General features: G+C 66.4%; 13 protein-coding genes and 1 tRNA gene. 7 read left to right on the top strand and 7 right to left on the bottom strand.

Translation table 11 applies throughout. From position 1 onward, the window contains the following. Position 1: 1 nt before the first annotated feature. Together A0U87_RS13610 and recG are read right to left on the bottom strand one after the other, a co-directional pair. Positions 2 to 700: a type II CAAX endopeptidase family protein gene (locus A0U87_RS13610; RefSeq protein ID WP_048936902.1), complete on the bottom strand. Its 699-nt coding sequence runs from the start codon at positions 698 to 700 to the stop codon at positions 2 to 4. Positions 701 to 752: 52 nt separating this feature from the next. Further along, a complete protein-coding gene (gene recG, locus A0U87_RS13605) occupies positions 753 to 2,816 on the bottom strand; it encodes an ATP-dependent DNA helicase RecG (protein ID WP_048936903.1) in 2,064 nt (687 codons plus the stop codon). An 87-nt stretch (positions 2,817 to 2,903) separates the two neighbouring features. Here recG and A0U87_RS13600 point away from each other — a divergent pair, with 87 nt between their 5' ends. Both A0U87_RS13600 and mfd read left to right on the top strand, forming a co-directional pair. Further along, positions 2,904 to 3,170: a succinate dehydrogenase assembly factor 2 gene (locus A0U87_RS13600; RefSeq protein ID WP_048936904.1), complete on the top strand. Its 267-nt coding sequence runs from the start codon at positions 2,904 to 2,906 to the stop codon at positions 3,168 to 3,170. 134 nt (positions 3,171 to 3,304) lie between these two features. Further along, the gene (mfd, locus tag A0U87_RS13595; protein ID WP_048936905.1) at positions 3,305 to 6,781 is read left to right on the top strand and encodes a transcription-repair coupling factor; all 3,477 of its coding nucleotides are present in this window, start codon (positions 3,305 to 3,307) and stop codon (positions 6,779 to 6,781) included. A gap of 400 nt (positions 6,782 to 7,181) precedes the next feature. On the opposite strand, the gene A0U87_RS13590 is transcribed toward mfd, so the two are convergent. The 3 genes from A0U87_RS13590 to A0U87_RS13580 all read right to left on the bottom strand — a co-directional run bounded on the left by A0U87_RS13590 (position 7,182) and on the right by A0U87_RS13580 (position 9,936). Beyond that, the gene (locus A0U87_RS13590; protein WP_048936906.1) at positions 7,182 to 7,511 is read right to left on the bottom strand and encodes a DUF2322 family protein; all 330 of its coding nucleotides are present in this window, start codon (positions 7,509 to 7,511) and stop codon (positions 7,182 to 7,184) included. Positions 7,512 to 7,600: 89 nt separating this feature from the next. Next, positions 7,601 to 8,737 (bottom strand): hypothetical protein, encoded by a 1,137-nt coding sequence (locus A0U87_RS13585; protein ID WP_048936907.1) that lies wholly within the window; start codon positions 8,735 to 8,737, stop codon positions 7,601 to 7,603. 62 nt (positions 8,738 to 8,799) lie between these two features. Then, the gene (locus tag A0U87_RS13580) at positions 8,800 to 9,936 is read right to left on the bottom strand and encodes a hypothetical protein (RefSeq protein ID WP_048936908.1); all 1,137 of its coding nucleotides are present in this window, start codon (positions 9,934 to 9,936) and stop codon (positions 8,800 to 8,802) included. Positions 9,937 to 10,439: 503 nt separating this feature from the next. Here A0U87_RS13580 and A0U87_RS13575 point away from each other — a divergent pair. Beyond that, the gene (locus A0U87_RS13575; RefSeq protein WP_048936909.1) at positions 10,440 to 10,847 is read left to right on the top strand and encodes a hypothetical protein; all 408 of its coding nucleotides are present in this window, start codon (positions 10,440 to 10,442) and stop codon (positions 10,845 to 10,847) included. Next, positions 10,834 to 11,571 carry a TorF family putative porin gene (locus A0U87_RS13570; protein WP_048936910.1) on the top strand — a complete coding sequence of 246 codons (738 nt, stop codon included), beginning with the start codon at positions 10,834 to 10,836 and terminating at the stop codon, positions 11,569 to 11,571. The genes A0U87_RS13575 and A0U87_RS13570 overlap by 14 nt, the downstream gene beginning before the upstream one ends. On the opposite strand, the gene A0U87_RS13565 is transcribed toward A0U87_RS13570, so the two are convergent. Continuing rightward, a complete protein-coding gene (locus tag A0U87_RS13565) occupies positions 11,560 to 13,572 on the bottom strand; it encodes a bifunctional diguanylate cyclase/phosphodiesterase (RefSeq protein ID WP_048936911.1) in 2,013 nt (670 codons plus the stop codon). The genes A0U87_RS13570 and A0U87_RS13565 overlap by 12 nt on opposite strands. Before the next feature lie 121 nt (positions 13,573 to 13,693). Between A0U87_RS13565 and moaA the strand changes: the two genes are divergently transcribed. The 3 genes from moaA (at position 13,694) to A0U87_RS13550 (ending at position 15,631) form a co-directional block, all read left to right on the top strand. Continuing rightward, entirely contained in the window at positions 13,694 to 14,707 is a 1,014-nt protein-coding gene (moaA, locus tag A0U87_RS13560; protein WP_048936912.1) for a GTP 3',8-cyclase MoaA, read from the top strand. After that, positions 14,704 to 15,480 carry an NAD kinase gene (locus A0U87_RS13555; RefSeq protein WP_004207502.1) on the top strand — a complete coding sequence of 259 codons (777 nt, stop codon included), beginning with the start codon at positions 14,704 to 14,706 and terminating at the stop codon, positions 15,478 to 15,480. The genes moaA and A0U87_RS13555 overlap by 4 nt, the downstream gene beginning before the upstream one ends. Before the next feature lie 76 nt (positions 15,481 to 15,556). Further along, positions 15,557 to 15,631: transfer RNA gene (locus tag A0U87_RS13550), tRNA-Asn, on the top strand. 157 nt (positions 15,632 to 15,788) lie between these two features. Here the strand turns inward: A0U87_RS13550 and A0U87_RS13545 are convergent. Beyond that, positions 15,789 to 16,428, bottom strand: a 640-nt coding sequence (locus A0U87_RS13545) for an SPOR domain-containing protein (protein ID WP_137405626.1), incomplete at its 5' end; no start/stop codon positions are given.

Below are 16,428 nucleotides of genomic sequence, written 5' to 3'. Positions count from 1 at the left end.
GCTACTTCCATCGCATGAATATGGCGGTGAAGGTCAGCGTGTCGATGACGCCGTGCAACAGGATCAACGGCCACAGATTGCGCCGGAACAACAGGAACATCGCCCCGAACGCCAGACCGATCCCACCAGTCATGATCGCCCCGCGCCACCCCTGATAATAGAAATGGCCATAGCCAAAGATCAGCGCGGACAGGAGTACGGCCATCGCTGCACCCACGCGGCCGGCCGGGAACAGCGCCTGCAACCGAGTGATCAGATAGCCGCGAAAGAACATCTCCTCACCAAAGGCCGCCGCGCTCCACACGATGCCGATCCACAACAGAAAATGCGGCAGGCTCCCCGCCACCGCGCCCCAGCGATCGGCTACGCCAGCGGATTCCTTCGCCAGGAACGCCAGTCCAATCGCCGGCCCGACGATTGTCACCAGTGCAACGACGATGGCAAAGGCCAGCAGCGTCAACCCCGCCTTGGGCAGGACCATCAGTTTGGCCCTCCATCCCGGCAGCGGGATCAATCCCATCGCCGACCAGCTCAGGCCGCAAAAACGCATATACAGCGTCAGCAGCAGCGACACCGGGCCGGCATAGCGCCAGAAGAGCAGGCTCAACCCATATTTGGCCAGCAGCGCGAAGCCGACAAAGGCCACGATCTCGACCGCAATGCCGCGTCGGCTCAGCTTTTGGATCGGTTCTGGCGTCATCGCCACGGGGTGTCCTATGCGAGCAATACTGTCAAGGGAACGGCCGCGCCGCTCACCCCCCCCGCAGCAACCCCACCGCGGCATCCTTTTCGAACAGATAGAGACAGGTGCGCGCCGCCTGTCCCCGCTCGCTGTCCAGCCCACCGTCGCGGTCGATCAGCAGATGGGCGTCGTCGCGCGCGGCGTCCACCAATGCCGACACATGTTCGGGCGTCGCGATCTTCAGCTCCGCCTCACCCGACTGGCGCGTGCCCAGCACCTCGCCCGCACCGCGCAGCTTCAGATCCTCCTCGGCGATCCGGAAGCCGTCATTGGTCTCGCGCATCAGCGCCAGCCGCGCCCGCGACGTCTCGCCCAGCGCATTGCCGCGCAGCAGCAGGCAGACCGACGGCTTGTCGCCGCGCCCCACCCGGCCGCGCAGCTGATGCAGCTGCGCCAGCCCAAAACGCTCCGCCCCCTCGATGATGATCAGGCTCGAATTGGGCACGTCGACGCCGACCTCGATCACCGTGGTCGCCACCAATATCTGGGTGCGATTGCCGGCAAAGGCCTCCATCGCCGCATCCTTGTCCGGCCCCTTCATCTTGCCATGGACCAGCCCCACCCGGTCGCCGAAGCGCTGGCGCAGCGTCTCGGCGCGCATCTCGGCCGCCGCCTGGTCACTTGTCTCGCTCTCCTCGACCAGCGGGCACACCCAATAGGCCTGCCCGCCGCCCTCGACATGGCGGGCTAGCCCCTCGACCACCTCGTCCAGCCGGTTGGCGGACATCACCAAAGTCTGGATCGGCTGGCGGCCCGGCGGCATCTCGTCCAGCCGCGACACGTCCATCTCGCCATAATAGGTCAGGGTCAGCGTGCGCGGGATCGGCGTCGCCGTCATCACCAGCAGATGCGGCGATCGCTCGGCCTTGCTGGCCAGCATCATCCGCTGCGCCACGCCGAAGCGATGCTGCTCGTCGATCACGGCCAGGCCCAGCGCCTTATACTGCACCTTCTCCTGAAAGATCGCGTGGGTGCCGACCAGGATGTGGATGCTGCCATCGGCCAGCCCCATCAGCGTCGCCTCGCGCACCTTCCCCTTCTCGCGCCCGGTCAGGATCGCGATCTCGATCGGAAGACCCGACGCCATCTTGCGCAGCGTCTCATGATGTTGCCGCGCCAATATTTCGGTCGGTGCCAGCATCGCGCCCTGCATCCCGGCCTCGACCGCGTTCAGCAGCGCCATCAGCGCCACCAGCGTCTTGCCCGATCCGACATCGCCCTGCAGCAGCCGCAGCATCGGCGTCGCCTGCGCCATGTCGCCCTCGATCTCGCCGATCGCGCGGCGCTGGGCACCGGTTGGGGCGAAAGGCAGCTTCAGCATCGCCCGCAGGCGCCCGTCGCCGCTGATCGGCACGCCGCGCCGCCGCCGCGACGATTGCCGCACCAGCATCAGCGCCAGCTGCCCGGCAAAGATCTCGTCATAGGCCAGCCGCTCGCGCGCCTGCGCGTCGGTCGGGTCGGCATGGAAACGCTCCAGCGCCGCGCGCCAGGCCGGCCAGCCCTTGCTCGCCAGCAGGCTCGGCTCGATCCATTCGGGCAGTTCGGGCGCACGGGCCAGCGCCTGCCCCACTAGGTCGCGCATCCGGTTGTTGGTCAGCCCTTCCGACAGGCCATAGACGCTTTCGCGCGCCGGCACGGTGTCGGCCTCCTCGGGCGGCAACACATAGTCGGGATGGACCATCTGCAGATTGTCGCCATAGGCTTCCAGCTTGCCCGACACGAATTTCGCTTCGTTGAGCGGCAACAGCTTGCGCGGCCAGGCGCTGTTGCGGCCGAAATAGACGAGGGAGACGGCATTGCCATGGGCGTCCAGCGCCTGCACCCGGAACGGCGCGCGCGCATTGCCACTGGCGCGATAATCGACCGGGGTCAGCATGATGCCGATCACCTTGCCGGCGTCCGCCATGTCCAGTTCGTCGATCAGTTTCCGATCGACATAATTGACTGGCAGGTGAAAGGCGACATCGACTGCCCGCGCCAGCCCCAGCCGTTCGAGCGGACGGGCCAGCGCCGGGCCAATGCCCTTGAGCGCGGAGATTTCGGCAAAGAGCGGATTGAGAATATCGGGTCGCATGGCTATCTGAGGCTTCTCTAACGCAGCCGGGACGGTCATTCAAATATCCGATCGGCTGTTTCGGCACGTCCGTTAAAGGAACAAATTGTGAACGACAACCCGCTGATGCGTCGCCTGAAATTCCGCGCCTGGCACCGGGGCACGCGCGAGGCGGATTACACGGTCGGCGGCTTCTTCGAACGCTACCATGCGACCTGGAACGAAGAGCAGATCGCCTGGTTCGAGCGTTTCATGGACGAACAGGATGCCGACATCATCGGCTGGGCGCTCGGCACCATCCCCGTGCCCGAAGAATGGAAGGGCCCGATGATGGACCAGTTCCTGAAGCTCGATTTCGTCAAGATCGAGAACTGAAGCCATCCTCCCCTGGCAGGGGAGGTGGCTGGCCGCAGGCCAGACGGAGGGGTGTCAACCTCTCGAGAGCGTAACACCCCTCCACCGGCTTCGCCGGTCCCCCTCCCCCCAAGGGGGAGGAAGGAAGTAGAAACATGACCGATCTCCAGAAAATCCTGAAGGCGAAGGCGCCGCTCACCTTGTCCGGCGTGCCGGCCGGCTTCCAGCCCTGGCTGCTGGCGGACATTGCCCGCGCGGCCCATGGTTCGGATGCGACGCGTGCCGTCTTCGTCGCCTCGGACGAGCAACTGATGCGCGCGGTCGCCGAGACCGCCCATTATTTCGCGCCAGAGATCGAGCTCATCGAAATTCCCGCCTGGGACTGCCTGCCCTATGACCGGGCCAGCCCCTCGCTCCGCACTGCGTCGGCGCGTCTTGCCGGCCTTCATGCGCTCCAGGCAAAACCAAAAGGGCCGCAGCTGGTCCTCACCACCCTCAACGCCCTGACCCAGCGCACCCTCACCCCGTTCCGCGTCCGCCAGTTGGTCGCGCGCCTCGCGCCCAAGGAGCGGATCGCGATCACGCGCCTCGCCGACATGCTGCAATCCAACGGCTATGTCCGCACCGACACCGTCCATGATCGCGGCGAGTTCGCCATTCGCGGCGGCATCGTCGACCTGTTCCCCGGCGGCGAGGACCAGCCGCTGCGCCTCGACTTCTTCGGCGACGAGATCGAGACGGTGCGCCGCTTCGACCCGACCGACCAGCGCACCACCGGCAGCGTCGACGGCTTCACCCTGCTCCCTGCATCCGAAGCGCTGCTCGACGAAGACACGATCAAGCGCTTCCGTGGCCGCTATCGCGAAACCTTCGGCGCGACCGCGACCGGCGACCCGCTCTATCAGGCGGTGAGCGAAGGCCGGCGCCTCGCCGGCATGGAACATTGGCTGCCTTTGTTCGAGGAAAAGCTGGTTCCGCTGACCGAGCATCTGGGCGATGACGCGATCATCGTCCGCGACCATGGCGTGGTCGGCGCAGCTGACTCCCGGTTCGAGGCGATCCGCGACTATCATGCCAACCGCATCGCCGCGAAATCGGCCGATCCAGGCGCCTATCGCCCGCTCGCGCCGCACGCCCTCTATCTCGACGCCGCCGAGTGGGATGCCGCCGCCGCCAGCTGGCCTATGCACGCCACCACCCCCTTCCACGAGCCCGAAAGCGCCACCGTCCTCGACTTCGCCGTCGACGGCCCGCGCGATTTCGCGCCCGAACGCGCGCAGAACGTCAATGTCTATGAGGCGGTCGGCAAGCATATCGACGCCCTGCGCCGCACCAAGAAGAAGGTGGTGATCGCCAGCTATTCGGCCGGCGCGCGCGAGCGTCTGTCGGGCCTGCTCGCCGATCATGGCGTCGCCCGCCTCGCCGCCGCCGACAGCTGGCAGGAGGCGCTTGGCACAGCGGCCGGTGGCAGCGCCGTCCTCACCGTGCTCGGCCTCGACCATGGCTTCACCGCGCCCGACGTCGCCGTCCTCACCGAACAGGATATGCTGGGCGATCGCCTCGTCCGCCGCGCCAAGCGCAAGAAGAGCGCCGACGCCTTCCTCGCCGAACTCGCCACCCTCTCGCCCGGCGACCTCGTCGTCCATATGGACCATGGCATCGGCCGCTATGAGGGGCTGACCCAGATCCCGGTCAGCAAGACCGCGCATGACTGCGTCGCCCTCTCCTATGCCGGCGGCGACAAGCTCTATGTGCCGGTCGAAAATCTCGAAGTCCTCTCGCGCTACGGCTCCGACAGCGAGGGCGTGAGCCTCGACAAGCTGGGCGGCGAGGCCTGGCAGCGGCGCAAGGCGCGGATGAAGGAGCGGATCCGCGAGATTGCGGGCGAACTGCTCAAGACCGCCGCCGAACGCGCCCTGCGCCCGGCCGAAATCGCCGAGCCGGACGCCGCCGGCTATCCCGCCTTCGTCGACCGCTTCCCCTATCAGGAAACCGACGACCAGGACCGCGCGATCGGTGATGTCATCGAGGATCTGGGCGCCGGCCGCCCGATGGACCGGCTCGTCTGCGGCGATGTCGGCTTCGGCAAGACCGAGGTCGCGCTGCGCGCCGCCTTCGTCGCCGCTATGGCCGGGATGCAGGTGGTGGTGATCTGCCCCACCACCCTGCTCGCGCGCCAGCATCACATGAATTTCATCGAGCGCTTCCGCGGCTTCCCGCTGGAAATCGCCCGTCTTTCCCGCCTCGTCCCCGACAAGGAGGCAAAGGCGACCAAGGCGGGCCTCGCCGACGGCACGATCGACATTGTCGTGGGCACCCACGCCCTGCTCGCCAAGGGGCTGGAGTTCAAGCGCCTCGGCCTCGTCATCGTCGATGAGGAACAGCGCTTCGGCGTCACCCACAAGGAACGCTTGAAGTCCCTGAAGACCGACGTCCATGTCCTCACCCTGACCGCCACGCCCATCCCCCGCACCTTGCAGATGGCCATGTCGGGCCTGCGCGAACTCTCGGTCATCCAGACCCCGCCGGTCGATCGCCTGGCGGTGCGCACCTACATCATGCCCTGGGACGGCGTCGTCATCCGCGAGGCGCTGCTGCGCGAACATTATCGCGGCGGCCAGAGCTTCTTCGTCGTGCCGCGCATCTCCGACCTGACCGAGGTCGAGGAGTTCCTGCGCACCGAAGTGCCCGAGGTGAAGCCGATCGTCGCCCATGGCCAGATGAGCGCCACCGATGTCGAGGAGCGCATGTCCGCCTTCTACGACAAGCGCTATGACGTGCTGCTTTCCACCACCATCGTCGAATCCGGCCTCGACATCCCCAGCGCCAACACGCTCATCATCCACCGCGCCGACCGCTTCGGCCTTGCCCAGCTCTACCAGCTGCGCGGCCGCGTCGGCCGGTCGAAGACGCGCGCCTATGCCTATTTCACCACGCCCGCCAACCGCATCATCACCGAAACCGCGGAAAAGCGGCTCAAGGTGCTGTCCGATCTCGATACGCTCGGCGCCGGCTTCCAGCTTGCTTCCCACGATCTCGACATTCGCGGCGCCGGCAATCTCGTCGGCGACGAACAGTCGGGTCATATCAAGGAGGTCGGCTTCGAGCTGTACCAGTCGATGCTGGAGGACGCGATCATGGACGCCAAGGCCGGCGGCGCCGGCCTCGAAGCACGCCGCGACAGCTTCTCGCCACAGATCAGCGTCGACGCGCCGATCATGATCCCGGAAGAATTCGTGCCGGATCTCGACCTGCGCATGGGCCTCTATCGCCGCATCAACGAGCTGGAGGACCGCCAGGGTCTGGAGGCCTTCGCCGCCGAACTGATCGACCGCTTCGGCAAGCTGCCCGCCCCGACCCAGAACCTGCTCAAGATCATCGAGATCAAGCAGAATTGCCTCAAGGCCAATATCGCCAAGATCGATGTCGGGCCAAAAGGCGCGCTGGTCAGCTTCTTCGAGGATCGCTTCCCCAACCCCGCGGGCCTCGTCGCCTATGTCCAGCGCCTCGACGGCGTCGCCCGCCTCCGCCCGGACAGCAAGGTCGTCGTCACCCGCGCCTGGCCCGACCCCGCCGCCCGCCTCAACGGCGCGCTGCAACTGTCGAAGGGGCTGGCCAAGGCGGCGGGGTAAGCCTGCGCTCTGTTCCTCACCGCCGCGCGGGGAGAAAACGACCAGAAGCTGACATTCCTCCCCGGCACGGGGAGGTGGCAGCGCGAAGCGCTGACGGAGGGGCAGGAGCCTCTTAGCGCTGAGCTATCCGGCCTGTGCCCCTCCACCACTCGCTACGCGAGCGGTCCCCCTCCCCGTGCCGGGGAGGAATGTCTTGTTCACACCCATCCCGGCCATTGCCAATTCCCCTCTCCCGTGAACGGGAGAGGAAGGCGGCCGCGCCGCAGGCGTGGGAGGGTGAGGGCCTTTCGAAGCAACCTGCCCTCATCCGATTTCGCCCGCCCGACCTGGCAGGCCCTGCGTCATGCCCCGACAGCGGCAAAAGAAATGGCGCGTCGAGGCAATAATTTACCCGGCTCGTTCAGCCCGCAACCACCCCGATCGCCAGCGCATCGCCGCCGTCCACGATCGCGATCAACCGATCGACATTGGGGTGCGCGCCCGGCCGATTGCGAGCGTCCGCCGTATGTTCGGCAAACACCGTCAGCCCATGCTCGGCCGCCGCCGCGTCCAGCGTGCCGAACACCTTCTGCAAATAGGCATAGACCGCCAACGATCCCTGCTTGCCCGGCTGGTTCTCGATGCTGGCCACGACCGTGCCGGTCGCATCCTTCAGGTCGATGCGGGCAATGCCGTCGATCGGCGGCAGCAGCTGGAGATTGTCCTTGAACGTCGCACCCGGTTGAATCATCGCTGGCTTCCCGTCTCGAAAAATGATGAGCGCGGGCCTTTAGAGCCTGCCCTCCGGGGTGGAAAGCACTTTGCGCTGCTGCCCCTGCCTCATTCGCCCGGCGGGGACATGGCGGCCTCCGATGCGGTCAGGTCCAATATCTCGAAGCCCGGTGCAGCCACCCGGCGCCGGATATTCGACCCGACCGGGGTCGCATATAGGTTCTTGCGGGTCACCCGCTCGATCCGATAGCTACCAGGCCCATCTTCCTCGCCAACCTTGGCGTTCGCCGCATAGCGCCGTCCCGCAACCTGTTTCAGGATCGCCGGCGCCCAGGCAGGCGCGCGCGACCCGCGCAAGATTTCCGCTTCCTCGGTATGCCCATCTGGTCGAACCCAGAAGCCCACATCCACCCACTGGATGCTGGCCACATCGGTGGATCGGACCGACGTCACATCGACGCCGCCAAAGGCCCGAACATTATTGCTGGCCTCGGCCATCGCATCCCCCGGATAGGGCGGTTGCCAAACCAGGACCGGCGGCCCGCCCTGGTCCGCTGCGATGGTTCCGGCCAGGCGGGTGATCTCCGCATCGTCGCCGGCCCGCACCGCCAGGCGCAGGCGCACCACGCGCAGGGCGGTGCGAAATCCCGGTTCCTGCGCAATCGGCCGCTGCTCCAATGCATCCAGCATAATGCTCGCCTCGCGCGCCTTCCCCAGCGCGCCGGCCAACCACACCCGCTTCATCCCGGCCATCATCGCCGGATAGGCGCGCCCTTCGGCCAGCGCCTGATCCTCGATCGCGTGAAAGCTGGCGTCCGCCTGGCGAAATTTTCCGAGCTTGATCCACATGTCGCCCAACGCCGTGGCCGATGCCTGCACCGCCACATCGTCCGCCGGCAGATTGTCGCGCAGCGTCTTGACCTGCCCTGCCACCGCGCGGCGATAATCATCCTGATCGCCCTCATGCAGCGACACCGTCGCCATCGCTTCATAGATGGCGGCAACCGCTCGCGGCGCCTCCGCCCCCTTGTTCTTGTTGCGGCTGATCGCTGCGGCCAGCAGCCCCTTAGCCTGCATATATTCGCCATTGCGGAACCGTTGCTCGGCCAGCGCGATCGTCGCCTGCGCATCGCGCAGCGGCGTGCATTCGCCGCGCACGCATTTTGCCTGCTCCTCGACCAGCCGCTGGCCCGTCACGACGATATCGGGCGAGGCCGCCTGCACCAGAAGCAAAAGGGCGAACATGATGATTTCCTTCCTTTCTGTCAGCTACCCTGTCACATGAACCGCTATGCCCATACCCGGCCTTATTCGCCGGGCGGCGGCATCGCCGCTTCCGATGCGGTCAGGTCCAGTATCTCGAAGCCGGCTGCCGGAACCCGACGCCGGATCACCGATCCTTTGGGAACCACATATTGATATTTGGGCGTGACACGCTCGATCCGATAGCTGCCGGATGCATCCCCCTCTCCCGCTTTCGCACTCGCAGCATAGCGTCGCCCCGCTACCTGCTTCAGGATTGCCGGCGCCCAGGCAGGCGCGCGCGACCCCCGCAATATCTCCGCTTCCTCGGTATGCCCATCCGGCCGGATCCAGAAGCCCACATCCACCCACTGGATGCTGGCTAGGTCGGACGAATTGATCGGAACCGCATCCACGAGATCAAAGGTCCGGGCACTATTATTCGCCTCGACCGCCGCACTACCGGGATAGGATGGTTGCCAGATCAGCACCGGCGGGCCACCCTGGTCCGTGCCGATCGTTTCGGCCAGCCGGGTGATTTCCGCATCGTCGCCGGCCCGCACCGCCAGTCGCAGTCGCACCACGCGCAGGGCAGTGCGAAAGCCTGGCTCCTGCGCGATCGGGCGCCGCTCCAGCGCGTCCAGCATCATACGCGCATCGCGCATCTTGCCCAGCGCGCCAGCCAGCCACACCCGCTTCATCCCGGCCATCATCGCCGGATAGGCGCGCCCTTCGGCCAGCGCCTGCTCCTCTATTCCACGGAAGGTCGATTCCGCCTGCCGATAGCGGCCCAGCTTGATCCACATGTCGCCCAGCGCCGTGGCCGATGCCTGCACCGCCACATCATCCGCTGGCAGATTGTCGCGCAGCGTCTTCACCTGCCCCGCCACCGCGTGGCGATAATCATCCTGATCGCCCTCATGCAGCGACACCGTCGCCATCGCTTCATAGATGGCGGCAACCGCTCGCGGCGCCTCCGCGCCTCTGTCCTTGTTGCGGCTGATCGCCGCGGCCAGCAGCCCCTTGGCATGCACATATTCGCCATTGCGGAACTGCTGCTCGGCCAGGGCGATCGTCGCCTGCGCATCGCGCAGTGGCGTGCATTCGCCGCGCGCGCATTTCGCCTGCTCTTCGACCAGCCTCTCGCCCGTCACGACAATATCGGGCGCGGCTGCCTGCAACAGAAGAAAAAGGGCGAACATGATGATATCCCTCCTGCATTCCTCAAGTTCATAGTGGCGGATCGACGCAGGCTTGCAAGTCGCAATGGCCAGCAGAAACGTTCAGCAACCACTTCTTTCCTATTTGAACTTTCTCTGCTCTATCCTGCCGGATGATGCCGCCTGTCTCCGCGCCTCGACCACCGCATGAAATCATGCCCCGACTGTCGCGTCCTGATGACCCGGATGACGCGTCCCCATGACCCGACCGTCGCGTCACCGGCACCCAATTGACGCGTCACTGTCGCTTGCGTGGCGCGTTGCCATGACCTTTTTTTCGCAAAATCGGCCAGAAATACGGGGCAAGAACGGTGTGAACTTTGCGGCTGACGCGTCACGATGACCCTGTCATGACCCAGCACCCTGCATATCCGACCCTCATGTCGCCATTCATCATCAACCGGAAAAGAAGCAGCAACAGTCGAAACCTACATGCCTTCGTGACGACCGGGCAACAAAGCGCGGCGTCACAGCAGGAGAATGAAATGAGTTTGATCCTTATGGCGCTTGCCGCCGCCGCGACCCACAATGTGTCGGTCGAGCATCATGGTAATCAGGTCGGTGCCACCTACACCGCCCGTGCCGACATCCGCACAAAGACCATCGGTGCAAAGACGCCCAACCGCATGGACGGCCAGCGCTGCCAGTGGACCGCGACGATCGTCGTCGACCGCAAGCTCGACCACGGCCCGGCGCTGGCGCGTACCGTGTCGAGCGACAAGCGCTTTTCGGGTAGCGAGGCTGGCGCCTGCACGACCGGCCGTCAGTCGGGCGAACGCAACATGGCCCAGTATCAGGACAAGATCGAAGCCCATCTGATCGCCGTGGCAGAAGCCGATCGCGCGCCGCTGCTGGCCGAACTGGACTCGGTGCGCAATCTTGCGTCGAACTGATCGGACCATCGGCCTGGCATGGCTGGGCGGGCTTGGCCTCGCCCTCCATGCCGTACCGGCCGCCGCCCAATATGCCAGCGGCCCGAGCGCCACGGTCGAGGTCGCCAGCGACGAGCGTCGCCGGGGCCTCAGTTGGAGCGACGGCGATCCGGTGCTGCGCGGCAGCCTCTCCGTGCCGGTCGCGCAGGGCCTGTCGCTCGATGGTGCCGCCACCAGCCTCTGGGGCAGCGATCGCCATGGCGGCGCCGACGCCGTGATCGACCTTGGCCCTTCCTATGTCCATCAACTGGGCGGCTGGCGCCTGTCGCTCGACGCGCGCTACCATCTCTTCCCCGGCGCCGATCATCAGGGCTATGGCGAATTTGGCGCCGGCGCCGGCTTTCTGATCGGTCCCGCCAGCATCGACATCGGCGCCCAATATGCGCCGCGCCAGTCGGCGATCGGCGGCGACAATCTCTATCTGTCCTCCGCCGCCTCCTTCGCCATTCCGGGGACGCCGCTCACCGCCTCGGCGCGGGTCGGCCATAGTTCCGGGTCGGATCGCGATCCGATCGCATCGCAACGGCTGCGGCCGGGCGGCGATTATTGGGATTATGGCGCGGCGATCGCCTGGTATCGCGGCCGCTGGTCGGCGGAGTTGCGCTACAGCGACACCGACATCGATAGCCGCGACGCGCGCCACGCCGGCTCGGCCCTCATCGGAAAGGTCGGCCTAACCCTGTAGCACCAGCGATATGAGTTCGGGCGTTGAGACGCCCGCCGAGCGCAGGAAGCCCTGATAATAATCGCAGCCTTCCCGTGCCAGCAGGTCGAGCTGCTGCTCCGTCTCCACCCCTTCGGCGATGACGTTGAGGCCCAGCGACTTCGCCATATGGATCACCCCGCGCACGATGATCCGGTCGCGCGCCGACCCGGCGATATCCTGGGCCAGGCTGGAGTCGATCTTCAGATAATCGAGCGGCAGGCCCTTGAGATAAGCCAGGCTCGAATAGCCGGTGCCGAAATCGTCGATCGCCACCGCCAGTCCTTCGGACCGCAATGCCGTCAGCAGCGCCGCCGCCGCGTCGACATCATGGATCAGCCCGCTTTCGGTAATCTCCACCGTCAGCCGCGACCGGGGAAAGCCGCTGCGGTCTACCTGGCCCAGGAAATCGGCCATGAACCCCGGCTGCGAAATATCCGCCGCCGTGACGTTGATCGACAGGCGCAGATTCGACAGCGCGCTCGGCCAGGCCGCCGCCTGCCGCAATGCCTCGGCCTGGATATGCGCCGACAGCGGCAGCATATAGTCGGACCGTTCAGCCGTGCCGAACAATATGCCGGCCCCCAGCGGGCCATAGATCGGGTGGTTCCACCGCGCCAAAGCCTCGACCCCGCTGATGCGATGGTCATAGACCGGATATTGCGGCTGGAACACGATGCCGATCTCGCCCCGGTGCAGCGCCAGCCGCAGGTCGGTTTCCAGTTGGTCGGCGTCGAGCTGGCGGCTGCGCTTCTCGGCGGAAAAGATGCGAATGCCTTCGCCCCCGCCCTGTCGCGCATCGGCCAGTGCAGCCCCTGCCCGCCGCAGCAACTGGGTCGCATCATCCTCCGCCCGCGCCTGCGCGATACCGCATCGCGCAATCAAGCGGATCAGATGGTCGCCCGCACTGAACGGCCGGCTGATCGCCTCGATCAACTGCCGCGCCAGATAGGTCGCCCGCTCCGCCGCCGCCGGCTCGCCGGTCAGGCCGACCAGAAATTCCGTGCCGGCGATACGCGCGACCATCGCATGGCCCGCCACGCTATCGACAATCTGTTCGATCCGCCGCGCAATCCGCCCCAGCAGCGCATCGCCCACCACCTGGCCATAGGCCGCATTCATGCGATCAAACTGGCTGATCGACAGCAGCACCACCGTCGTCGGCAGCCCCGACCGGCGATCCAGCCAGTCCAGCGCCGCCTGGCGCGAACGCAGCCCGGTCAGATTGTCGCGGCTCGCCACATCCTGGTCCTGCGCGTCGGACAGCCACTCCACATCCGCCGCCACCGTGCCATCGACGAAGCGCAGATGATGCACCAGCCGATTGCCCGGCCGATCCGGCACGGCATGGGCGAATGCCGCCGGACGCCCCGACTGCATCATCCCCTCCAGCGCGTTCAGCACCGCCTTGCGTTCATTGCGCGCCAGCCGGTGGATCAAGGTCGACGGCGTCGGCTGCCACGCCTCTATCCCCAGATTGCGGGCCAGGCTCTCGCTCAGCCGCAGCCCGGCGCCGTCACGATCCATCTCCCAATAGAGCGCGTCGCCCCGGCGGATGCGCTGCGCCCGCTGGCTCTGCATCGCGCCACCGCCCAGCCGCTCGACCAGTCGCTGCGCCGATGCCAGCGTCGCCTGCAACAGGGGTTGCGTTACCGGCGCCACCAGAAAATGGGTCGCGCCGGCATCGAACAATTGCGGCAGGGTCGCGACCGCCGCCGCATCGACCAGCACCACCAGCGCGCAGCCGCCCGCATCCACCGCCGGCACCAAGGGCGCGATCAGCTTGGCCGCCGTCCCACCGCGCATGTCGACCAGCGCGATCTGGGCGTCGCTGCGCAGGAAACGTTGCGGCGCATCGGTGGCACGCCGCGCACCGATCGCGCGCCAGCCCGCCTCCTGCGCGGCACGGCACAGGGGGTCGCGGTCGCCGGGCGACAGGATGAAGATGCTGCGCTGCCCGTCCGGGGCGGCCTGCCCGCTCACTCTTTTATCGACTCCCTGACAAGGCGCATGCCGCTCTTGTAACAGCAACCGGTTACCGACCTCTTCACCGCCCCGCAACCGGCCAGCTTGCGCCCGCCATGCCCATGGCCTAGCTAGGGACATGGCCATGGTCGATCCTGCCGCAACTTCCATGACCGACGGCCTTGGCCGCCGGATCGATTATCTGCGGATTTCCGTTACGGATCGATGCGACCTGCGCTGCCGCTACTGCATGGCGGAGCGAATGCAGTTCCTGCCGAAAAATCAGGTTCTGACGCTGGAGGAAATCGCGCTGCTCGCCGATCTCTTCATTGCGCGCGGCGTGCGCCGCATCCGTCTGACTGGCGGCGAACCGCTGGTGCGCCGCGACATCATCGACCTGATCCGTCGAATCGGTCGCCATCTGGATGCCGGCCTTCAGGAACTGACGCTGACCACCAACGGCACGCGTCTGGCCGATCATGCAGAGGCGCTGCACGACGCCGGCGTCCGCCGTATCAATGTCAGCCTCGACAGCCTGCAGGCCGATCGCTTCGCCCATATCACCCGTGGCGGCGACCTGTCGGCCGTGCGGCGCGGACTGGATGCCGCGCGCGCGGCTGGGCTCGCGGTCAAGATCAACATGGTCGCGCTCAAGGATATCAATGCCGACGAGATCCTGCCGATGCTCCGCTGGTGCGACAGCCAGGGCTTCGACCTGACCCTGATCGAGACCATGCCGCTGGGGGAAACCGGCGAGGATCGCACCGACCATTATCTACCGCTGTCGCATGTCGCGCAGGAGATTGACGCCCATCATGCCCTCACCCCGATCGCGGCGCGCACGGGTGGCCCGGCGCGCTATCATGATGTTGAGGGGCTGGGCATACGGCTTGGGCTCATCACCCCGCTCACCCGCAATTTCTGCGCCGACTGCAACCGGATGCGCATGACCTGCGAGGGCAAGATCTACATGTGCCTGGGCCATGACGACCATGTCGATTTCAAGGCCGCGCTGCGCAGCGGCGGCCTCGCCGCGGTCGAGCCGCTGGTCGATCGCGCACTGCGGCGCAAGCCTGCCGCCCATGATTTCCGGATCGGTGCCGGCGCTCCGACTGCGGCGGTCCAGCGACATATGAGCGTCACCGGCGGATGAACAGCGAACCCCGGCGCGCCCTCGTCGCGTCCCCGACCCAGGCTGCACGGGCAGCGGAAGAGCGGTTGCGCGCCGCCTATGATTTCGTGCCGCTGGAACAGGCGGACACGGTCATCGCGCTGGGCGGCGACGGCTTCATGCTGCAGACGCTGCACGCCATGCTGGAATCCCGCCGCATATTGCCGGTCTTCGGCATGAACCTCGGCACGGTCGGCTTCCTGATGAACGAATGGCGGCTTGAACGGCTGGAACAGCGGCTGGAAAAAGCCAAGAGCTTCAAGGTCAATCCGCTGCGCATGGTAGTCGACACCGTCGATGGCGAGCGTTTCTCCATCCCGGCGATCAACGAAGTCTCGCTGCTGCGCGAAACCCGCCAGACCGCCAAGCTGGAAGTGCAGGTCAACGATCGCCCCGTGCTGCCCGAACTGGTGTGCGACGGCGTGCTGGTCGCAACGCCCGCCGGGTCCACCGCCTATAATCTGTCCGCCCATGGCCCGATCCTGCCACTGGGGTCGGCGCTCGTCGCCCTGACCCCGATCAGCCCGTTCCGGCCGCGCCGCTGGCGTGGCGCCATCCTGCCGGAAAATACCGCGATTCGCTTTACCGTGCTCGATCCGGTCAAGCGTCCGGTCAGTGCCGTCGCCGACCAGCGCGAAGTCCGTGACGTCGCCCAGGTGGAGGTCAAGATCGACCGCGCCACGCCGCTGACTTTGTTGTTCGACCCCGAACATACGCTGGACGACCGGATCGCGGCCGAACAATTCATCGCGTAATTTTCTGCAATTTCACGCTTGCCATTTGGGACAAGCCGCTGCATATGCGCGGCCTGCCCGGCGCAAGCAGGGCTGCTCCCCGATAGCTCAGCGGTAGAGCATTCGACTGTTAATCGAATGGCCGTAGGTTCGAATCCTACTCGGGGAGCCACTATTTCAGCCCTTGGCAAGGCCGGACTGGCTCCAGACAATCCGAAATTCAGCGCATCGCACGATTGCAGCACTCGCGGCGCGCAAATGCATTGCGGGCCGGAACCTTTCGGCCCGGCCCGCATGAAGTCATGGTCACGCCCGAAGGCGCCGTGCGATCAGCGCGATGCGAATTGGCGACCGCGCGTCGATGCCACGGCCCAGCGCTGCGGCGTCGCGTTCGGTGCGCCTTCCCGCACGAAGCACTGGCCGCGCTGTGCCTTGATCGACTGACACAGCGTCTGCGCGTCGGCACGACTGCCAAAGCCGCTGATCGCGATCCGGTGGAAGGTCCGACCGTTGACGGTCGCCTGGCTGGTCAGCACCGGGAAGGCGGCGATGCGTCCATTGACGCGCGCCATGCTGGTCCATTTTTCCTTGGCCACGGCCGGCGAATCGAAAGCACCAAGCTGAACGACCCAGGCGCTCGCCCCCGTGGTCACCGGCTTGATATAGGCGACCTGCTGCATCCGCGCTGCCGGGCTGGCGAGCGGGGCAGCCTTGCCCTTGGCCGGCTTGGCCTTGGCCGCCGGGCCTTCGACGACGAAGTCGCGCTTGGCGGCGACGCGCACCGGCGCCGGCTTGGGCGCAGCCTTGGCCGCAGGTGCGGGCGTGGACGCCGGCACGGCAGTTTCGATGATCCGGGTGTTGAGCGCGGGCGCGGCAGGGGCGGGCTCGGCCGCCGCCATCTCGATCGGCGAACCGCTCGGCAGGTCCAGCACCGGGGCCGGCTCAGTCGACGCAGCGGCCAGCGCCACC

It is taken from the genome of Sphingobium sp. MP9-4 (genome assembly GCF_005281675.1).
GTDB classification, from domain to species: Bacteria; Pseudomonadota; Alphaproteobacteria; order Sphingomonadales; family Sphingomonadaceae; genus Sphingobium; species Sphingobium yanoikuyae.
This window is presented reverse-complemented; position numbering and strand designations above follow the sequence as displayed.